This window comes from Rhodococcoides sp. S146-33, assembly GCF_059489205.1.
In genome coordinates, this window is record NZ_JCAJWY010000002.1 from 1309763 (window position 1) to 1328737 (window position 18975).

Genomic DNA, 18975 nt, shown 5'->3' on the forward strand with positions numbered 1-18975 from the left:
GTTTCGCTTTGTCATTCCAGGACGAACAGATAGGTTGCTAGGCATGTCCACACCTGACTTCATCGCGCGATCGGTACTCGTCACCGGAGGTAACCGGGGTATCGGTCTGGCCATTGCCCAGCGTCTCCAAGCCGACGGCCACAAGGTGGCCGTCACCCACCGCGGATCGGGAGCGCCCGACGGTCTGTTCGGAGTCGTCTGCGACGTCACCGACTCGGACTCGGTGGACGCTGCCTTCAAGGAGGTCGAGGAGAAGCAGGGGCCCGTCGAAGTTCTTGTGGCCAACGCGGGCATCACCGACGACACGTTGCTGATGCGGATGACCGAGGATCAGTTCCAGCGCGTCATCGATGCGAACCTCACCGGAGCTTTCCGGGTCGCCAAGCGCGCCAACCGAGCCATGCTGCGCGCGCGTTGGGGCCGAATGATCTTCCTGAGTTCTGTGGTGGCCATGGCCGGCGGACCAGGTCAGATCAACTACGCGGCGTCCAAGGCAGGAGTCATCGGAATGGCTCGATCGATCACGAGGGAACTGGGTTCGCGTTCCATCACGGCGAACGTCGTGTCCCCGGGGTTCATCGAAACCGACATGACGGCAGAACTCTCCGACGACTTGCGCGGCAAGGCGAAGGAATACATCCCCCTGCAGCGTCTCGGTCAGCCCGAGGACGTTGCGGCGGTGGTGAGCTTCCTTGCCGGACCGGACTCGTCGTACGTGTCCGGCGCGGTCATCCCTGTCGACGGCGGTATGGGTATGGGGCACTGAAGTCCTACTCGCACAACGATTTCGATAGACGTACACCTCCGAATTAAGGAATACAGCACTATGGGCGGATTGCTCGAAGGCAAGACCATTCTCATCACCGGCATCATCACCGACGCGTCGATCGCGTTTCACGCCGCAGCCATGGCGCAGGAGCAGGGTGCCAAGGTGATCATCACCGGCTTCGATCGGCTCCGGCTCATCGACCGGATCGCGCAACGCCTCCCCGAGGAGGTGCCCCCGGCAATCGAGCTCGACGCCACCAACGAAGAGCACCTCGCCGCGTTGGCGGATCGGGTGCGCGAAGTGGCCCCCGAGGGAATCGACGGAGTTCTGCACTCCATCGCGTTCGCACCCCGCACCCTGATGGGACCGGATGCCAAGCCGTTCCTCGAAGGCCCCGGCCCCGATGCCGCGAGGGCATTCGAGATCTCCGCGTGGAGTTACGCGTCGCTCGCGCGCGCCGTACTCCCGGTCATGAACGAGGGCGGCTCGATCGTCGGAATGGATTTCGATCCCCGCACTTCGATGCCGTACTACAACTGGATGGGTGTGGCCAAGGCCGCCCTGGAATCGGTGAACCGTTACGTGGCACGGGAAGTGGGCGCAGCCAAGCGCATCCGCTCCAATCTCGTTGCCGCAGGACCGATCAGGACTCTGGCCGCGAAGGCGATTGCGGGTACCGCGACCGGTGATGCGGCCAAGATGGACCAGCTGAACGTGTACTGGGACGGTGCGGCTCCCATCGGGTGGGACGTCAACGATCCGACAGTCGTCGCGAAGTCGATCGTCGCCTTGCTGTCGGATTGGCTGCCCGGAACCACCGGGTCGATCGTGTACGTCGACGGTGGAGCGAGCCACAACACGTACCTGCCCGAAAACATGTGACCCTTCGGTGAGCGAGACCCGACGTGGGCTCGCTCACCGAAGGTTTCGACGGTCGATTTGTGCCCCTGCCGGTGTCCCACTGAGGCAGGGGCACAATGGGTTCATGACCACCCCTGGAGATTTCGACGCACTGTTGGTGCTCTCGTTCGGCGGACCGGAGAAGCCCGACGACGTTCGCCCGTTCCTCGAGAACGTCACTCGCGGACGCGGTGTGCCGCCCGAACGCCTCGACGCAGTCGTCGAGCACTACATGCACTTCGGTGGCGTGTCACCGATCAACGAGCTCAATCGCGACATCATCGCGGCATTGCAGGCCGAATTCGATTCGGCTGGAATCGATCTGCCGATCTACTTCGGAAACCGCAACTGGCATCCGATGATCGAGGACACCGTTGCCACGATGAAGGCGGACGGCATCAACAACGCCCTGGTGTTCCCGACCTCCGCATGGGGCGGGTATTCCGGGTGCAGGCAGTACCACGAGGACATCGCCAGGGCCCGTGCGTCGGTGGGGGACGACGCTCCGCACCTGCTCAAGATCCGGCAGTACTACGACCACCCGCTCATGGTCGACGCCTTCACCGATGCCGTCGCTGCTGCCCGAGCTTCACTGCCCGAGCAGCATCGATCGGATGCGCGTCTGGTGTTCACCGCGCACTCCATTCCCTCTGCCGCCGACGCCAACGCAGGCCCGCCCGAGGATGGCGGGAATCTCTACAGTCGCCAGGTAGCCGAGGCCTCGAGGCTCGTTGCGGCCGCGTCCGGTATCGAGGACTACGACCTGGTGTGGCAGTCGCGTTCGGGACCGCCGCAGGTTCCGTGGCTGGACCCCGACATCTGCGACCACCTCGAAGCGCTCTCGGCTCGGTCGGTCGAGTCGGTGATCGTGTGTCCGATCGGATTCGTATCCGACCATCTCGAGGTCGTGTGGGATCTCGACACCGAGGCCGAGGAGAAGGCTCGCGAACTCGGGATCGCCTTCGCCCGCGCCGGAACTCCCGGTTCTGACGCGCGCTTTCCGAGAATGATTCGTGAACTCGTCGACGAGTACCGGCTCGGTGCCGACTGTCGCGGGCTCGGACGGGTGCCGGGCTACGGTTCGACGCTGGACGGAAATCGCTGCGCCGTCGGATGCTGCGAGCAGCCGACCCGGCCCACTCGTCCCGCCGGAGCCGCTACTCGGTAGTGCCACACGACGGGCATCGAGCGGAGTGCATCAGGCGGAGTGCATGGCCGCTTCGATGCTCGTCGCGACGGCGATCGTGCGCGCGATTCGCACCGCAGCCCACAGCGGTCGGAGTAATTCCTCACGCGCCGCGGCTGCCGACGCGGTGGGGGCTTCCGACGGGGCGGACTCGGCTGCCACGGTCAGAATTGCGGCCACCCTGTCTGCAGATTCGAGTACCCGAAACGCCCGCTCGGACATCTCGGCCGGGTAGCGATGCCGGGCCGCGTCGGCGATGAGCGACGCGATTCGGGTGCGCGGATCGGATTCGAGGGTTCGAGTGGGAAGCGACTGCATCTGTGCCAGCGCGTCCGCTGCACCCCGGACGGCCTCTCGCATCTCGTATTCCGCCTCGCCCAGGCCTTGATCGCGATAACCGTGCTCGGGGACGGGGATCGAGTACACAGTCCAGCGCAGCACATCCGGCCCCTCGACAACAGGCACCAACCCGATTCCGAGGCTGCCGGACGTGCCGACCATCACCGCCTGCCCGGTGTTCAGTGCGGCTCGCGAGAAGTCGGTGTTCGCGGGCAACCCGTGGACGGCACCGGGAGCGGGGAGTACGAGTCGTACTCGGTCGTCGCCGATCGCCGACCGTGCCTCCGTTCCGGCTGCCACCCTGATCGCCTGCAACATGCCTGCAATTCCTTCGGCGTAACCGGGACGCTGCAGTCCGAAGGTCTCGGCCGCGCCCGCATCGCCCGCACCCACCAGATGCATCGGGGCCCACTCGGACATGGCGTCGATGACGTCGTCCGGTGAGCTGGCACCGGCCAGCCAGGAACTGGCCCACAGGGCGAGACTCGCACTCGAAGAACACACGACTCACGAGCATAGGTCGGCGTGGCGAACCGTGCTCGGGACGCAGGTGTCGCTAGCGTTGACCGCCGTGAACGACATGTACGGCGGAGACATTCTCAAAGGGCACAGTCGGATGCGAAAAGTCCCGGCGCCGGAGGTTCCGGCAGAGCGTGGACTGGTCGTCGAGGACGCCGGAACCGGCTACTGCGGTGCGGTGGTCGGATTCGAGCGCACCTACGACGGAGACTTCGTGCGACTGGAAGACGGTGCCCGCACCACGCGTCTGTTCGCTCTGCGGGAAGCGGCGTTCCTGATCGACGGCCGTCGGGTGACCCTGGTGCGTCCGAAGCCCGCTGCTGCGACACCGCAGCAGACGCGATCCGCCTCCGGGTCCACCAAAGTCGAGGGGCTGCGGGCACGGACGGCCCGCGCGAGCCGGATCTGGGTCGAGGGGGTGCACGACGCGGCCCTCGTGGAAAGTGTGTGGGGACACGATCTTCGAGTGGAGGGAGTGGTCGTCGAGCATCTCGAGGGCCTGGACAATCTGGGGGAGCGGTTGGCCGATTTCGGTCCGGGTCCCGGGCGTCGCGTCGGCGTTCTGGTGGACCATCTGGTGACCGGCTCGAAGGAGTCGAAATTGACGACGTCGCTGGGCAAGCACGTGCTGGTGACGGGTCATCCGTACATCGACGTCTGGGAGGCGGTCAAGCCGGCCGCCGTGGGTATTGCTGCGTGGCCGAGGATTCCGCGGGGTGAGGACTGGAAGACCGGTATCTGTAGAGAGCTGGGATGGGGTAGTCCGCGGGACGGGTGGCGTCGCGTGTATTCGTCGGTATCGAGCTTTCGGGATCTCGAGGCACCGTTGATCGGCGCTGTCGAGCAATTGGTGGACTTCGTGACCGAGTAAGGCTGTGTCCAGCAACGCACCGGCAATTGTCCGATTCGTGCTTGGATGGAGGCTGTGGCAGCGATCATTTGGCTCATAGCGGCAGTGGTACTCGCTGGTGCCGAGGCACTGACGGGTGACTTCTTTCTCCTGATGATTGCCGGCGGTGCCCTCGGTACGGCCGGTGTGTCTGCTCTGACGGATTTCCCGGTCTGGGCCGACGCGATCGTCTTCGGTGTCCTATCGCTGGCGCTGGTACTCGGATTGCGACCGATTCTGTTGCGGCGCTTCGCGAATCCGCCCGATACCCCGATGGGCATGGCAGCACTCCCCGGCAAGAGTGCCGTGGTGCTCGAGCAGGTCACTGCCCACGAAGGCCAGATCAAGCTCGGTGGTGAGGTGTGGACCGCTCGTCCACTCGACGAGACCGAGGTCTATGCCCCCGGTACCACCGTGACCGTGATGCAGATAGACGGCGCCACCGCCGTCGTATGGAAGGGACCGTAGCTACGTGGAAGCACTCATCGCACTGGCTGTCATCGTCGTGTTCGTCGCGGTGTTGATGGCCAAGTCCATCTCGATCGTCCCGCAAGCCGAGGCAGCCGTGATCGAGCGGCTCGGCCGCTACACGCGCACCGTGTCCGGTCAGCTCACGTTTCTCGTACCCTTCGTCGATCGCATTCGTGCCAAGGTCGACCTGCGCGAGCGGGTGGTGTCGTTTCCCCCGCAGCCGGTCATCACCAAGGACAACCTGACGGTGTCCATCGACACCGTCGTCTACTTCCAGGTGACCAATCCGCAATCGGCCGTGTACGAGATCAACAACTACATCGTCGGCGTCGAGCAGTTGACGACCACCACGCTGCGTAACGTCGTGGGCGGAATGACGCTGGAAGAGACGCTCACCTCGCGTGATTCCATCAACGGTCAGCTCCGCGTCGTGCTGGACGAGGCAACCGGTCGCTGGGGACTGCGAGTCGCCCGAGTGGAGCTCAAGAGTATCGATCCGCCGCCCTCGATCCAGGAGTCGATGGAGAAGCAGATGAAGGCGGACCGCGAGAAGCGCGCAACCATTCTCACCGCCGAAGGCCACCGTGAATCGGCGATCAAGACGGCCGAGGGCGACAAGCAGAGCCGGATTCTCGCAGCCGAGGGCGGCAAGCAAGCGGCCATTCTCACCGCCGAGGGCGAGCGGCAATCCCGCATCCTGCGGGCGCAGGGCGACCGTGCTGCGAAGTACCTCGAAGCGCAGGGCCAGGCCAAGGCGATCGAGAAGGTGTTCGGTGCCATCAAGGCGGGCAAGCCGACGCCGGAACTGCTGGCTTACCAGTACATGCAGACTCTGCCGCAGATGGCGCAGGGCGACGCCAACAAGGTGTGGATGATCCCGAGCGATTTCGGCGATGCTCTGAAGGGCTTCGCGAAGACACTCGGTGCGCCCGGCGAGGACGGCGTGTTCCGATACGAGCCGAACGAGTCGGCGGGCAACGAGCCCAAGCCCGAGGACGACTCGGACGAGGTTGCCGAATGGTTCGAGACCAAGACCGATCCAGCGGTCGCCGAGGCTGTCAAAGCAGCGGAGGCCGTCGCCCGCAAGCCGGTCGACACGTCGCTGGCTGCTTCCCCGGAGCTGTCCAAGGGGATCGACATCGGTGCCTTGTCTGCATCACCGGAAGCCGAGCCGGAGCAACGCTGACGTCCGCAGTCGATCAGCTCCCCAGGGCAGTTCCGACTCCGGCAGCTGCCAGTGCCCACAGGACGCTGGCGAAAGTGCCGATGATGAATTGTTCGGAAGCATGGGACTCGCGCAGTTCGGGGTAGCGCGCGAGTCCCTTGACGGCCAGCACGATGGCGATCCCTTCGGGCCACCCGGCGAGGATCGACACGGCCACGGCGACGCGTTCGAGGACGCCGATGGTCAGTCCACCACGCAGCGGCTCGACCGGATCATCGCCGGTCGAGTCGCTGCTGCGGCGGGCAACTCTGAATACGGTCGGCACCATGGCAGTTCCGCCCAGGGCCGCGGCAACGACGCTCAGGACGATTCCGACGGCATGGCCGAAACCGAGGGCCGGACCGGCGACGGATGCCAGGACTGCGGCCACTGCAAGCAGAGCCGATGCAGCCGCGGTGGGCAGCCACCGACGGACGCCGTTACCGGCAGGGACGACGGCGGCGAGTGCAGCCAGTGCCAGTAGAACGAGGCTGACGACGGTCATGTCCCTTGACTTCCTGTTCTGTTCGCTGTGTCGAGCAATCGCGCGGCGAGGATACGGCCGGCGTTCTCCACATGCCAGCCGGCGACGGAGAGCCGTTGCGACATGGCCTGTTTGCTGATCTTCAACCGCTCTGCCGCGTCGGTCTGCGACAATCCGCCCGTCATGAGTGCAACCGCTTCGCGGCCGTGGTCCGAGCGACGGCCGATCAGCAGGGCGACAAGGGTGAACGCCGTCTCGGCATCTTCGGCGGCAGTGGGCTCGGGACCGGAGACCGCAAGCGCGGCGGGACTACCCTTGGCCCTGGTCACAGCGTCTCGAGCTGCCTCGAAAGCCGGGCCACGCCCGGCTCGCGTGGTTTCCGGTAGCGGAAGCTCGACGGAACCGATGCCGATTCCCACGCTCCACCGTGGCGTGGATACCAATTCGAGCGCGATGGACACGACGGTGGCGGCGTCCTCGCACACGGCTTGGACTTCGTCTCCTGCGGTGCGCTCGAAGGAACGGATCAGCCCGTGGTCGCGATAGCGTTCGAGCAGTTCGGGCACCCGATCGATATCGCGTCTGCTTCTACGTTGATCCACGGTCAGAACGAACATTGGACAAGGCTAGGTCGTTGATTCAAGCCAGTCAAGCTTCAAGGCTTGATTCACCGGAGTCAAGGTTCTCGCCCTGCCGACTACAGGCAGGCACCGGCTCGGACTTCGAGCCGCGCGAGAGCCGCCAGTCCACCACCAGCCCGCTCAGTCCGATTGCGATGCAGACCGCCGAGAGCACCAGCAGCACCGGATGTGTCTGACCTCCGATGGCACCGCCGATCACGACGATCCCGAGAGTGCCCGGCAGCATGCCGATCGCGGTCGCCACGGCGAACGGCACGAGACGCACCGCCGACACACCGCAGGCGTAGTTCACCAACGAGAACGGCACCGGCGCAATCAAACGCAGGGAGCCGACGGCCAGCCAGCCTCTTCGGCGAAGGCTGTCGTCGATCGGGTCCAGGGCAGAGTGTGACATTCGAGCTGCCACGGCCTCGCGGCCGATCGCGCGGACCAGCAACAGTGCCAAGATCGCGCTGACCGTCGATGCTCCGATTGTGACGGCCAGACCGGTCAACGGTCCGAACAGAACTCCGGCACTGAGTGTGAACAGGGTTCTCGGAACCGGCGCAATGGTCACGATCGCGTGCACGGCGAAGAAGGCCAACGGAAACGCAGGCCCTACGGCTGTTCCCCACTGCCGAATCTGCTCGACACTCGGATGAGGAGCGAACACGGCCACGAGGGCGAAGACGACGATCACCGCCAGCAGCGCGATCAGTCGTAGGTCGCGCAGGTGCCGGGTCACGAGAGGCCAGCGTACCGGCGCAGGGTGACACCTTCGCTATCTCGGAGTTCGACGACCGGGCGGTACGACCGAACGTGAGGTGATCCTCACGATAACCTGCAAGGAAGTGGGGTTAGCATCACTTCAAGTCGGGTGTAGAACTGCCCGCCGAACCGAGGGAGCAGCACACGTGTCCATCGCGTCGCACGAAGATGCCGCACGCAGTGCTCATGCGGCCTGGCAGAAGTCAGTGGCCGGAGTGCTGGCAAAGTCCCGCAGGATCGAGGTGGCCGATCTGCCCGACGATCCCGAACATCTTCTCGATTCCACGACCTACGACGGGATCACAGTTACCCCGTTGTACACCGCGTTCGACGAGCGACCGGAAGGTCCTCTACCGGGGCAGTTTCCGTACGTACGGGGTCGTGATCCCCATCGCGACGTCAATGCAGGTTGGAAGGTGTGCACTCGGCACGGCTCGACTGCCCGTGACGCTGCCGACGGTGACCCGTCCGTTCTCAACACCCAGATTCTCGACTCGCTGTCGAACGGCACCAGCGCTCTGTGGTTGACGGTTGGCCGTCGCGGAGTCGACCCCGCCGCACTTGCGGAGGCTCTCGGTGGGGTGTTTCTCGAGCTCGCACCGCTGACGATCGACGCCGGCAGCGATGCAGCCGCAGCGGCAGCGGCCGTGTTCTCGTTGCTCGACTCGGCGGACATCGACGATCGCGCCGCAGTCGATGTCCGACTCGGAGTGTCCACCTTGACCGCACAGTTGAGCGGAACCGAGTCGATCGAGCTCGCCGAGGCGCTCGAGCTGGTCCACGAATCGATCGGCCGCGCCGAGACGGTTCGTACGATCACCGTCGACGGCACCGTCTTCCACAATCTCGGAGCCGGCGACGCGCAGGAACTCGGTGCGTCGATCGCCGCCGGGCTCGAGTACGTCCGCTCCATGACGAACGCGGGCGTCGGCATCTCGGATGCTCTGCGCCAGATCGAATTCCGATCGGCCGCCACCGACGATCAGTTTCAGACCATCGCCAAGTTCCGGGCCGCGCGCACACTGTGGGCGCGCGTGGCGCAGGTGTGTGGAGCCCCGGACGCCGGTGATGCTCCACAGCACGCGGTGACCTCGGAAGCGATGATGTCGCAACGAGATCCGTGGGTGAACATGCTGCGCACCACTCTCGCGTCGTTCGGTGCCGGGGTGGGCGGCGCGGATTCGGTGACGGTACTGCCGTTCGACGCTGCGCTACACGGCGGCGCAGCGGGAGTGTCGAAGACGTTCGCGGCCCGCATCGCCAGAAACACCCAATTGCTGCTGCTCGAAGAAGCCCATCTGGGGCGGGTGCTGGATCCGGGTGCCGGGTCCTGGTACATCGAGGAGCTGACGGCCGCGGTCGCCGCGAAGGCGTGGGAGTTCTTCCAGACCATCGAAGCGTCGGGTGGATTCCGCGCCGCCGTCGACGACGGTTCTCTCGTGGCGGCGATCGAGAAGACCCGCGCAGAGCGCGATTCCGACATCGCCCACCGGCTCACCCCACTGACCGGTGTCAACGAATTTCCCAACCTGGCCGAGGCTCCACTGAGTCCCGAGCAGACCGCACAGCAGGGCTCGGCGGCGGTACACCGGTACGGCCGAGCTTTCGAGGCGCTCCGGGATCGGTCGGATGCATTTCTGGCCGAGCGTGATTCGCGGCCCACCGTGCTCCTGATACCGCTGGGAAGCGTCGCCGAACACAACGTCCGAACGACGTTCGCATCGAACATGATGGCCTCGGGCGGAATCGAGGCCGTCAATCCAGGTCCACTGACCGTGGACGGAATCGCCGCGGCGGTCGAGTCCTTCCAGGCCTCCGTTGCCGTGGTGTGCGGTACCGACAAGCGATACGCCGACGAGGCCCCCACAGCCGTGGATGCAGCACGTGCCGCTGGTGTTTCTCGGGTTCTGCTCGCCGGACCCGAGAAGATCTTCGCCGGCATCGACGGCGCGTCGCGCCCGGACGGATTCCTGACCGCGAAGGTCGATGCCATCGCGGTGCTGACCGAACTTCTCGACACCCTGGGAGCCTCGAAGTGACGACCGACGAGAACCGCATCTCGCACACCATCGGCAGTTTTGCCGACGTGCCCCTGGTCGATCCCGACGAGCCGACGCCATCGCCGCCGTCGGCCGAGGACGTCACCGCTCATGTGGAGCAGGGCGCGAAGGCAAATTTCTACACCCCGGAGCAGGTGGTGTGGTCCACCCCCGAGGGCATCGACGTCAAGCCGGTGTTCACCGAGGCGGATCGTGACGCCGCGGAGGCCGAGGGCTATCCGCTGCACAGCTATCCGGGTGCCCCGCCGTTCCTCCGCGGGCCGTATCCCACGATGTACGTCAACCAACCGTGGACCATTCGTCAGTACGCCGGATTCTCCACCGCGGCCGAGTCCAACGCCTTCTACCGCCGCAACCTCGCGGCCGGCCAGAAGGGCCTGTCGGTGGCGTTCGACCTGGCCACCCACCGCGGGTACGACTCCGATCATCCGCGAGTGCAGGGTGACGTCGGAATGGCCGGTGTGGCAATCGATTCCATCTACGACATGCGTCAGCTGTTCGACGGTATCGACCTCGGTAGCGTCTCGGTGTCGATGACGATGAACGGTGCGGTGCTGCCGATCCTGGCGCTGTACGTCGCCGCCGCGGAGGAGCAGGGCGTCGGACCGGAGAAACTCGCCGGCACCATCCAGAACGACATTCTCAAAGAGTTCATGGTGCGCAACACCTACATCTATCCGCCGAAGCCGTCGATGCGCATCATCTCGGACATCTTCGCGTACACCAGCGAGAAGATGCCGAAGTACAACTCGATCTCCATCTCCGGCTACCACATCCAAGAAGCCGGTGCCACAGCCGATCTCGAACTGGCCTACACCCTCGCGGACGGTGTCGAGTACATCCGCGCCGGTCTCGACGCGGGCATGGACATCGATACGTTCGCACCGCGACTGTCGTTCTTCTGGGCCATCGGAATGAACTTCTTCATGGAGGTCGCCAAGCTCCGCGCCGGGCGCCTGCTGTGGGCCGAGCTCGTCCAACAATTCGAGCCCAAGAGCGCCAAATCCCGTTCGCTGCGCACTCATTCGCAGACATCGGGTTGGTCGTTGACCGCCCAGGACGTGTTCAACAACGTCTCGCGTACCTGCGTCGAAGCCATGGCCGCCACCCAGGGGCACACCCAGTCTCTGCACACCAATGCGCTGGACGAAGCACTGGCACTGCCGACGGACTTCTCGGCTCGTATCGCGCGCAACACCCAGCTGCTCATCGCTCAGGAATCCAACACCGTTCGGCCGATCGATCCGTGGGGCGGTTCGCATTACGTCGAGTGGCTCACCCATCAGCTCGCGAATCGGGCCCGGGCGCACATCGCCGAGGTCGAGGAAGCGGGCGGAATGGCTCAGGCCATCGGTGAGGGAATTCCCAAGCTGCGCATCGAGGAGGCAGCCGCTCGAACCCAGGCGCGCATCGATTCCGGTCGTCAGCCCCTGGTGGGCGTCAACAAGTACGTGCCCGACGAGCCCGACACCATCGAGGTGCTCAAGGTCGAGAACTCGAAGGTCCGCCGAGAGCAGATCGAGAAACTCGAGCGACTGCGGGCTGAGCGCAACACGGCCGATGTCGAGGCCGCGCTGGAAAATCTGACCCGAGCCGCGGCCTCGGACCAGCCGGGAATGGAGAACAACCTGCTCGCTCTCGCCATCGACGCTGCACGCAAGATGGCCACCGTCGGCGAAATCTCCGACGCGCTCGAAAAGGTCTACGGGCGCCATCAGGCGGAAATCCGGACAATCAGTGGTGTGTACCGCGACGAAGCAGGTAAATCCGAGAACATCACCCGCGCCACCGCGCTGGTCGAGCAGTTCGCCGAGGACGAAGGCCGTCGGCCTCGCGTCCTGGTGTGCAAGATGGGGCAGGACGGGCACGACCGTGGCCAGAAGGTCATCGCAACGGCGTTCGCGGACATCGGCTTCGACGTCGATGTCGGCCCTCTGTTCCAGACGCCGGAAGAGGTGGCCCGCCAGGCCGCCGACAACGACGTGCACGTGGTCGGTGTGTCGTCCCTAGCAGCCGGGCATCTGACGCTGGTCCCGGCACTGCGCCAGGCACTGGCCGACGTCGGCCGTGAGGACATCATGATCGTCGTCGGTGGCGTCATCCCGCCCGGAGACTTCGACGAGCTCTATGCGGCCGGTGCCGCTGCCATCTTCCCGCCGGGTACCGTCATCGCCGACGCTGCAATCGGGCTGGTGGAGAAGCTGTCGGTTGCGCTCGGACATGCACCCCGCGAGGCCAACGCCTGAACATGGCTTCTCCGAACGACAACACGAATTACTCGAGCAGGGGCCGCACCATAGACATCGACGCGGTCGCGGAATCGGTCCGAGCCAACGAACGATCCGGCCTGGCACGCGCCATCACGCTCGTCGAATCGACTCGATCGGATCATCGAGATCTAGCGCAGCAATTGCTCTTGCGGGTGCTGCCCGATGCGGGTGGTTCGCACCGGGTCGGCATCACCGGAGTGCCGGGCGTCGGCAAGTCGACCTTCATCGACGCGCTGGGGATGCGGTTGATCGAGAAGGGACACCGAGTCGCGGTGCTTGCGGTCGATCCGTCGTCGACGCGTACCGGTGGTTCCATCCTGGGCGACAAGACCAGAATGTCGCGGTTGGCGGTACAGGAGAACGCCTACATTCGGCCGTCTCCGACATCAGGGACTCTGGGCGGAGTGGCGCGTGCGACCCGGGAGACCATCGTCTTGCTCGAAGCAGCCGGTTTCGACGTCATCCTGGTCGAGACAGTGGGCGTCGGACAGTCGGAGGTGACGGTCGCGAACATGGTCGACTGCTTCACGTTCCTGACGCTTGCACGAACCGGAGATCAGTTGCAGGGCATCAAGAAGGGTGTTCTCGAACTGGCCGATCTGGTGGCTGTCAACAAGGCCGACGGCAAGCACGCGACCGACGCGAAGAACGCCGCGCGGGAGTTGGCGGGCGCCCTACGGCTCATCTATCCGCACGACGCCATCTGGAAGCCTCCGGTGTTGACGATGAGTGCCATCGAGGGCACCGGACTCGACGAGTACTGGGATACTGTGCTGCGCCACCAGCAAGTGCTCAGTGACGCGGGCGAATTCGCGGAGAAACGTCGAAAGCAGCAGGTCGATTGGACGTGGACGATGGTCAACGACCAACTGCTTCGCCGACTGGCGCAGAATCCCTCCGTCAAAGCCATCCGCGGCGACGTCGAGGCCCGGGTGCGCGACGGTTCCCTGACCGCCGCGCTCGCGGCCCAGGAGCTACTCGACGCATTCGATTCCTGATTCGATTCCTGGTCGCTACACAGCGGGGTAGAGCCGGGCGGCGAGAGCTCCGACACGATCGATCAGGCGGTCGAAGAACGCTTCCGGATCGGTGTGTGTCGCGATCGCCACGTTCGCGTCCCTGCCCCACATACCGCGCCAGTCCGCGACCGTCGTTCCGCGCGTGAGGGTTCCGGCGAGTTCGACGTCGACGGTCGCGTGTCGGTAGGTGGCGATATCCGCATCCAGTGCGACAGCGGCCGCAAACGGATCGTGCATGTGCGCCAGGAATCCTTGATCGTGGTCGCGATGAAACTCCATGTAGAACCGCACCGCGTCGGAGAAGTGCCGAACGATCGGATTCGACGCGGTCGACCGAATTCCTGGTGCATCGTCGGGCGAGATCACCTCGCCCGGAGAGCTCGCGGCCCGTTCGGCAAGCCGCCGGACATGTTCCGGCGTCATCTCGATGGTCTCGGTGATGTCGAGCGCACAGACGATGGGTCGACGGTCTGCAGGCAGTCCGTCGAAGGCCGCGAACACCTCTGCGGCTGCCTCCGGGTCCACCGCGATGTTCCATTCGCTGGTCGGCGTCGTGTTGCCCTGGTGTTGAAACGCTCCTCCCATGAGCACCAACCGCTTCAACAATCGGGGCAACTCGGGATCGCGGCGAATCGCCGACGCGAGATTGGTCAGCGGACCGGTAACGAGCCCGGTGATCTCGCCCGGACGTGAACGCACGAGCTCGATCCACATCGTGGTGGCATCTCGGGATGACAGCAGACGAAGGGAGACCGGTAGCTCTGCATACCCGATCCCTTGCGGTCCATGGGTCTCCTCCGTGGTCATCAGCGGTGCTACCAGCGGCACCTGGGCGCCGAGCGCTACCTCGACATCACCTGCGCGGCACAGATCGAGCCACGCCAGATTGTTCGCGGCCACCTGGTTCACAGGAACATTGCCTGCGGTGGACGCAATGCCGAGTATGTCGGCCTCCTCGCTGGCCAACAGGTAGAGCAGAGCCAGCGAATCGTCGATTCCGGTGTCGACGTCGACGATCATCGGTACGGTCATGCGTCCACCTTCGTGGTCGGATCGTGGCGTACGGGGAAGTTGACAGAGCGGGCGATGAAGCACTTGGCGGCGGCATCTGCGTGCAGCTTCTCGGCGCGGGTCACCATCGAGGACTCGGCGACCGTCACCACCGGGGTGAGGGTGACCTCGACGAAGTGCCCGGAGCCGTCGGACTGCTCGGTCATCACCCCGGTGGGGGAGTCGACGTAGCCGGTGACGGTCACGCCCGATGCAGCGGCGAGTCCGAGGTACCACAGCATGTGGCAGCTCGACAGCGAGGCCACGAGTAGCTCCTCGGGGTTCCAGCGCTCCGGATCGCCCCGAAAACTTGGATCGGAACTGGCCCGGAGATCGGGCTTGCCGGGTGCTGTGACGAGATGATCGCGGTCGTATGCGGCTGCGCTCGCCGTTCCGTGTCCGCGGTTGCCGGTCCAGCTCACGGCGAGGGCGTAGTCGTGGGTGGGCATCTGTCCATCGTGCCAGGCCTTGTTTCACTGCCGATACGCACGACGAGGAGACCTGTCCGTATTGCGATAAATGCGTCAATTGTCAAGGTAGCAGCGCAGATTCGATCGACCGACTTCTACCTGGGGGAATGTACGTTCATGCTTGCCGATGTCCGATTCGGCGTTTGTCCGCTGGTCGTTGTGCTGGCTAACGTTGCTGCAATGACGGTTGCGCAAGATCCAGAATCGCCCGAGTCGTCACCCCAGATCCCGAAGTGGGGTCAGCGCCACGTTCAGCGTCTTCGGCGTGACGCATTCTTCACACGCATGCGTCGCAAGCCGGCGATGTCGGAAGAGAGCATCACGGTCGTCGACCAACCCATGCTCAAGCGCGCGGTGTCCGCGGCGGCGCTGGGCAACACGATGGAATGGTTCGACTTCGGTGTCTACGGCTACCTTGCCGCGACGCTGGGCAAGGTGTTCTACCCCGACGCATCACCCGCGGTCCAGTTGCTGTCGACCTTCGCCACGTTCGCGGCAGCATTTGTCGTACGGCCACTCGGTGGACTCTTCTTCGGCCCTCTCGGCGACCGCATCGGACGCCAGAAGGTCCTGGCCGCCACCATGATCATGATGTCGATCGGTACGTTGGCCGTCGGCCTGATTCCGAGCTACGCGACCATCGGAATCTGGGCACCGATTCTCCTTCTGGTCGCACGGTTGGTTCAAGGCTTTTCCACCGGCGGTGAGTATGGCGGTGCCACGACCTTCATCGCCGAGTACTCCCCGGACAAACGGCGGGGCTTCCTCGGGAGTTGGCTCGATTTCGGCACCTTCGTCGGATACGCGATGGGGTCCGGGTTGGTGACGATTCTGAATGCGGTTTTGGGCGACGCCACCATGGTCGAATGGGGTTGGCGCATACCGTTCTTCATTGCCGGACCGATGGGCATCATCGGTTTGTATCTACGTCTCAAGCTCGAGGACACTCCCGCATTCCGTAAGCAACTCGACGAACACGACAGCAAGGTGAAAGCGCAGGAGAGTGCACGGAGGTCGGTGGGAAAGATCTTCACCGATCACTGGCGGGCTCTGCTGATCTGCATGGGAATCGTGTTGCTGTACAACGTCACCAATTACATGGTGACCTCGTACCTGCCCACGTACTTCACCGAGGTCGTCGGGCGTAGCCAGCTCAGTGCCGACCTGTTGGTCCTGTCCGCAATGGTCGTGGTCGTGTCCATCATCGTGGCCGTCGGACGGTTGACGGACAGAATCGGCCGCAAGCCGGTGTTCGTGTTCGGTGCAGTCGGCCAGATCGTCCTGGCCATTCCATGCTTCCTGCTCATCCAGCAGACCGGGTGGATCGGGCCGCTGGTCGCCTGCTTGCTGCTGGGAGTGGTGTTGGCATGTTTCGCTGCCCCCAGTGCATCGACGCTGCCTGCCCTGTTTCCGACCCGGGTGCGCTACGCCGCACTGTCGATCGGATTCAACCTGTCGGTATCGATCTTCGGCGGCACCACTCCGCTGGTCACCTCGGCGCTGGTCACGTCTACCGGCAGCAACATGATTCCGGCCTACTATCTGATTCTCAGCGGGGTCATCGGTCTCATTGCCGTCGGTTTCCTCCGTGAATCGGCTACTCAGCCGCTCGATGGTTCTCCGCCCCAGGTGGATTCGACCGAAGAGGCCAAGGATCTGTACACCGAGGCGTCGGCGTTGACCGGGCGTAGCTGAGCACGCCGATCAGTGCGGAGCCACACGGCGTCGTCGTTACCCCAGACATGAGCGGGGTAGGTGTAGTCGGAATAGTCGTCGAATACCGGTCGCGCTGCTGTCACCGATCCGTGCGTGACAGCGCACTCCGGTGGCGGTACAACGGCGGTGCCATGTTCTGGTTCCCTACCGGAAAGCTCGGTCAACCACGCCGCCGTTCTGGCGAGAGCGACGTCGACCGGTGCAGCCGTGCCGGACCCTTCTGCCCGCGCCGTCAGTTCCGAGACGATTCCGGCAGCCAACAGGTAGCCGCTCGCGTGGTCGAGGGCTTGGGCCGGAAGCCGACCGAGCAGAGCGTCACGTCCTTCGAGAATCGAGATCCCACTGGCGGCCTGAACGAGGCTGTCGAAGCCGCGCCGCTGTGACCACGGCCCCTCGGTGCCCCATGCGCCCTCGTGCAACAGCCGGACCGGAACGTGCCGCAATGCCGGCAGGGTGAACGGACCATTGCTCTTCCGTGCGTACCTGCACGGCAAGCGCGCCGGACGCCGCGCACAGCTCTTCGAGCTCGAACCCGGACATCCCGCGGAGACGATCGCCGAACCCATCGATGTCGAGCGACTCCGGAGAACCGTCACCACCGAGGCCGACCACACCGAGCAAGGCGTCTCGGTGATGGGGGTAGTTGGCGTGAGTTCGTACCCAGCCGTCGGACACGGGGAAAAAGCCGGACAGCTGGGCGAACGCCTGTACCGGTTCGCCATCGATCCGTAACACGGTGTCGCCCATGAACGACGCGGCAATGCGGGCCATGGAGGCTGTCGGCGTCACCAGGTCGGTATCGGTCGACACCAGGCCCAGTGCGCTACACAAACGGGTGACGGCGGTGCCGAGAGCACCCACCGACTCGCCGGCGAGCGTGGCCACGGGGAGCGTCGCGGCGAGAAACCCGGACGTGACCGGCGATCCCCCCACCGACATCAGCTCCGCTTGGCCCAGATTTCCATCCCGGCCGCGTTGAGACGGTCGATCAGGACGTCGCCGATCGCCGTGGCCGGAGTGAGAACGCCACTGGCCTTCGGCAACGCGTCCCCACCGAGCACCAGCGCGAGCGCAGACTCGGCGAGCATCACCGCCGTTGCCTTGTAGCCGGGGTCGCCCGACGCCTTGACCCGGGCCCGGTAGCGAGCACCGGAAGTCGTGAGGGTGTACAGGTCGACCGTGAAGTGTCCCTTCTCACGGGCCTTCTCGCTGGGACCGGTTCCTGGCTTGGGCAGGATGCGGTCGAGGACCTTACCCGGCAGCACCGTCATGGCGGACACTCCCACGAACAAGCCCGCCGAGAGCGCGCCGGCGAGGACCGGGCTGGCGAACGACGACCCCACGCTCATCACTTCGCTGTAGCGGAACTGCTTGCCGTAGGCCCAGTCACGAAGTGCATTGCTGCGCCGGACGACGCGCGTGTTGTACGAGGCCATCACGAACGGGGCCTTCCACCCACGCAGACTCGGGTCGATCTTCTTGCCGTCGATCAGGACGGTGTCGAGTTGACGGCCGAGCTGTGGCTCCAGACCTCGGTCCGGACTGAGTGAGTACGGACGAGCGGCGATCCGTCGGGCTCGCTTGTCCTTCTTCATCGCCTCGATCTGTCCTCGCAGCGAGTCGATGGTGCCGCCGCTGACTCCGCCGGACATCGAGGTGACCACCAGCGTCGTGTCGGTGAGTTCGCCCGCGTTGTCGGCCGTCACGGCCTCGTACAGGGCATGTACTCCGATGTCGGACGGAACGGAATCGAATCCGCACGAGTGGACGATCCGTGCTCCGGTGCGCTGGGCGATCTCGTGATTGGCGTCGATGCTCTCGCGGGCGAACAGGACCTCGCCGGTGAGGTCGACGTAGTCCGTCCCGGCTTCGGCGCAGGCCGTTGCCAGGGCCAAACCGTACTTCGCGTAGGGGCCGACCGTGGTGATGACGACCTTGGTGGACCGGGCCATGGTCTCCAGCGACGCGACATCGGTGGCGTCGGCTTCGAGGGCGGACCAGTGTGCGGCCTTCGGTCCGAGTTCCTTCTGCGCGGCATGTACCCGTGCGGTCGAACGACCGGCCAGAGCGATGCGAGTTTCCGCCGGAGCGTGCTCGGCAAGGTACTTCGCGGTCAGTTTCCCGACGAAGCCGGTGGCTCCGTAGACGACGATGTCGTAGGTGCGATCGGGGCCGATGGTCGAGTCCGAAGCAGGCGAGTTCATAGCAGCGACACTAACGCGGTTGCCGCACCGAGTCGAA

The 18975-nt window shown here is 64.8% G+C and carries 19 protein-coding genes; 10 read left to right on the forward strand and 9 right to left on the reverse strand.

Translation table 11 applies throughout. From position 1 onward, the window contains the following. Positions 1–43 precede the first annotated feature (43 nt). From fabG1 to AC5WEY_RS14680, 3 genes are all read left to right on the forward strand, one after another. Complete coding sequence (gene fabG1, locus AC5WEY_RS14670; protein ID WP_495646372.1) at positions 44–766, forward strand: 3-oxoacyl-ACP reductase FabG1; 723 nt, start codon at positions 44–46, stop codon at positions 764–766. 60 nt (positions 767–826) lie between these two features. After that, complete coding sequence (gene inhA, locus AC5WEY_RS14675; protein WP_135045738.1) at positions 827–1651, forward strand: NADH-dependent enoyl-ACP reductase InhA; 825 nt, start codon at positions 827–829, stop codon at positions 1649–1651. A gap of 103 nt (positions 1652–1754) precedes the next feature. Further along, positions 1755–2837: a ferrochelatase gene (locus tag AC5WEY_RS14680; RefSeq protein WP_495646373.1), complete on the forward strand. Its 1083-nt coding sequence runs from the start codon at positions 1755–1757 to the stop codon at positions 2835–2837. A gap of 30 nt (positions 2838–2867) precedes the next feature. Here the strand turns inward: AC5WEY_RS14680 and AC5WEY_RS14685 are convergent, their stop codons facing one another. Then, the gene (locus tag AC5WEY_RS14685; protein ID WP_495646374.1) at positions 2868–3698 is read right to left on the reverse strand and encodes an Rv1486c family protein; all 831 of its coding nucleotides are present in this window, start codon (positions 3696–3698) and stop codon (positions 2868–2870) included. A 76-nt stretch (positions 3699–3774) separates the two neighbouring features. On the opposite strand from AC5WEY_RS14685, the gene AC5WEY_RS14690 reads away from it, so the two are divergent. The 3 genes from AC5WEY_RS14690 to AC5WEY_RS14700 are packed head-to-tail and all read left to right on the forward strand — an operon-like array spanning position 3775 to position 6259. Further along, on the forward strand, positions 3775–4584 hold the full coding sequence (locus tag AC5WEY_RS14690) for a DUF3097 domain-containing protein (RefSeq protein ID WP_495646582.1): 810 nt from the start codon (positions 3775–3777) through the stop codon (positions 4582–4584). A gap of 54 nt (positions 4585–4638) precedes the next feature. Continuing rightward, complete coding sequence (locus AC5WEY_RS14695; protein WP_495646375.1) at positions 4639–5070, forward strand: NfeD family protein; 432 nt, start codon at positions 4639–4641, stop codon at positions 5068–5070. Between the two features lie 4 nt (positions 5071–5074). Next, positions 5075–6259, forward strand: coding sequence for an SPFH domain-containing protein (locus tag AC5WEY_RS14700; RefSeq protein ID WP_057478710.1), 1185 nt, complete (start codon positions 5075–5077; stop codon positions 6257–6259). 13 nt (positions 6260–6272) lie between these two features. Here the strand turns inward: AC5WEY_RS14700 and AC5WEY_RS14705 are convergent, their stop codons facing one another. From AC5WEY_RS14705 to AC5WEY_RS14715, 3 genes are read right to left on the reverse strand one after another with little or no spacing between them, the layout of a single operon-like run. Further along, positions 6273–6782 (reverse strand): hypothetical protein, encoded by a 510-nt coding sequence (locus AC5WEY_RS14705; protein ID WP_495646376.1) that lies wholly within the window; start codon positions 6780–6782, stop codon positions 6273–6275. Further along, positions 6779–7378 (reverse strand): hypothetical protein, encoded by a 600-nt coding sequence (locus AC5WEY_RS14710; RefSeq protein WP_057478712.1) that lies wholly within the window; start codon positions 7376–7378, stop codon positions 6779–6781. The genes AC5WEY_RS14705 and AC5WEY_RS14710 overlap by 4 nt, the downstream gene beginning before the upstream one ends. A gap of 31 nt (positions 7379–7409) precedes the next feature. Continuing rightward, positions 7410–8126: a TVP38/TMEM64 family protein gene (locus AC5WEY_RS14715; RefSeq protein ID WP_057478713.1), complete on the reverse strand. Its 717-nt coding sequence runs from the start codon at positions 8124–8126 to the stop codon at positions 7410–7412. A 169-nt stretch (positions 8127–8295) separates the two neighbouring features. Here AC5WEY_RS14715 and mutA point away from each other — a divergent pair, with 169 nt between their 5' ends. Genes mutA through meaB form a run of 3 tightly spaced genes read left to right on the forward strand, consistent with a single transcriptional unit; the run spans position 8296 to position 13477 of the window. Continuing rightward, on the forward strand, positions 8296–10188 hold the full coding sequence (mutA, locus tag AC5WEY_RS14720; protein ID WP_495646377.1) for a methylmalonyl-CoA mutase small subunit: 1893 nt from the start codon (positions 8296–8298) through the stop codon (positions 10186–10188). Further along, positions 10185–12455 carry a methylmalonyl-CoA mutase gene (gene scpA, locus AC5WEY_RS14725; RefSeq protein WP_495646378.1) on the forward strand — a complete coding sequence of 757 codons (2271 nt, stop codon included), beginning with the start codon at positions 10185–10187 and terminating at the stop codon, positions 12453–12455. Before mutA ends, scpA begins: the two co-directional genes overlap by 4 nt. Before the next feature lie 2 nt (positions 12456–12457). Further along, a complete protein-coding gene (meaB, locus tag AC5WEY_RS14730; protein WP_495646379.1) occupies positions 12458–13477 on the forward strand; it encodes a methylmalonyl Co-A mutase-associated GTPase MeaB in 1020 nt (339 codons plus the stop codon). 15 nt (positions 13478–13492) lie between these two features. On the opposite strand, the gene AC5WEY_RS14735 is transcribed toward meaB, so the two are convergent. Next, positions 13493–14530 (reverse strand): nucleoside hydrolase, encoded by a 1038-nt coding sequence (locus AC5WEY_RS14735; RefSeq protein ID WP_495646380.1) that lies wholly within the window; start codon positions 14528–14530, stop codon positions 13493–13495. Next, on the reverse strand, positions 14527–14997 hold the full coding sequence (locus tag AC5WEY_RS14740) for an OsmC family protein (protein WP_495646381.1): 471 nt from the start codon (positions 14995–14997) through the stop codon (positions 14527–14529). The genes AC5WEY_RS14735 and AC5WEY_RS14740 overlap by 4 nt, the downstream gene beginning before the upstream one ends. A gap of 201 nt (positions 14998–15198) precedes the next feature. Here AC5WEY_RS14740 and proP point away from each other — a divergent pair, with 201 nt between their 5' ends. Continuing rightward, the gene (proP, locus tag AC5WEY_RS14745) at positions 15199–16713 is read left to right on the forward strand and encodes a glycine betaine/L-proline transporter ProP (protein WP_495646382.1); all 1515 of its coding nucleotides are present in this window, start codon (positions 15199–15201) and stop codon (positions 16711–16713) included. On the opposite strand, the gene AC5WEY_RS14750 is transcribed toward proP, so the two are convergent. The 3 genes from AC5WEY_RS14750 to AC5WEY_RS14760 are packed head-to-tail and all read right to left on the reverse strand — an operon-like array spanning position 16620 to position 18938. Then, a complete protein-coding gene (locus AC5WEY_RS14750; RefSeq protein WP_495646583.1) occupies positions 16620–17153 on the reverse strand; it encodes a CoA transferase in 534 nt (177 codons plus the stop codon). The genes proP and AC5WEY_RS14750 overlap by 94 nt on opposite strands. Beyond that, the gene (locus AC5WEY_RS14755) at positions 17050–17673 is read right to left on the reverse strand and encodes a hypothetical protein (RefSeq protein WP_495646593.1); all 624 of its coding nucleotides are present in this window, start codon (positions 17671–17673) and stop codon (positions 17050–17052) included. The genes AC5WEY_RS14750 and AC5WEY_RS14755 overlap by 104 nt, the downstream gene beginning before the upstream one ends. Then, positions 17673–18938, reverse strand: a complete 1266-nt coding sequence (locus tag AC5WEY_RS14760) for a saccharopine dehydrogenase family protein (RefSeq protein ID WP_495646383.1) — start codon at positions 18936–18938, stop codon at positions 17673–17675. The genes AC5WEY_RS14755 and AC5WEY_RS14760 overlap by 1 nt, the downstream gene beginning before the upstream one ends. Positions 18939–18975: the final 37 nt, after the last annotated feature.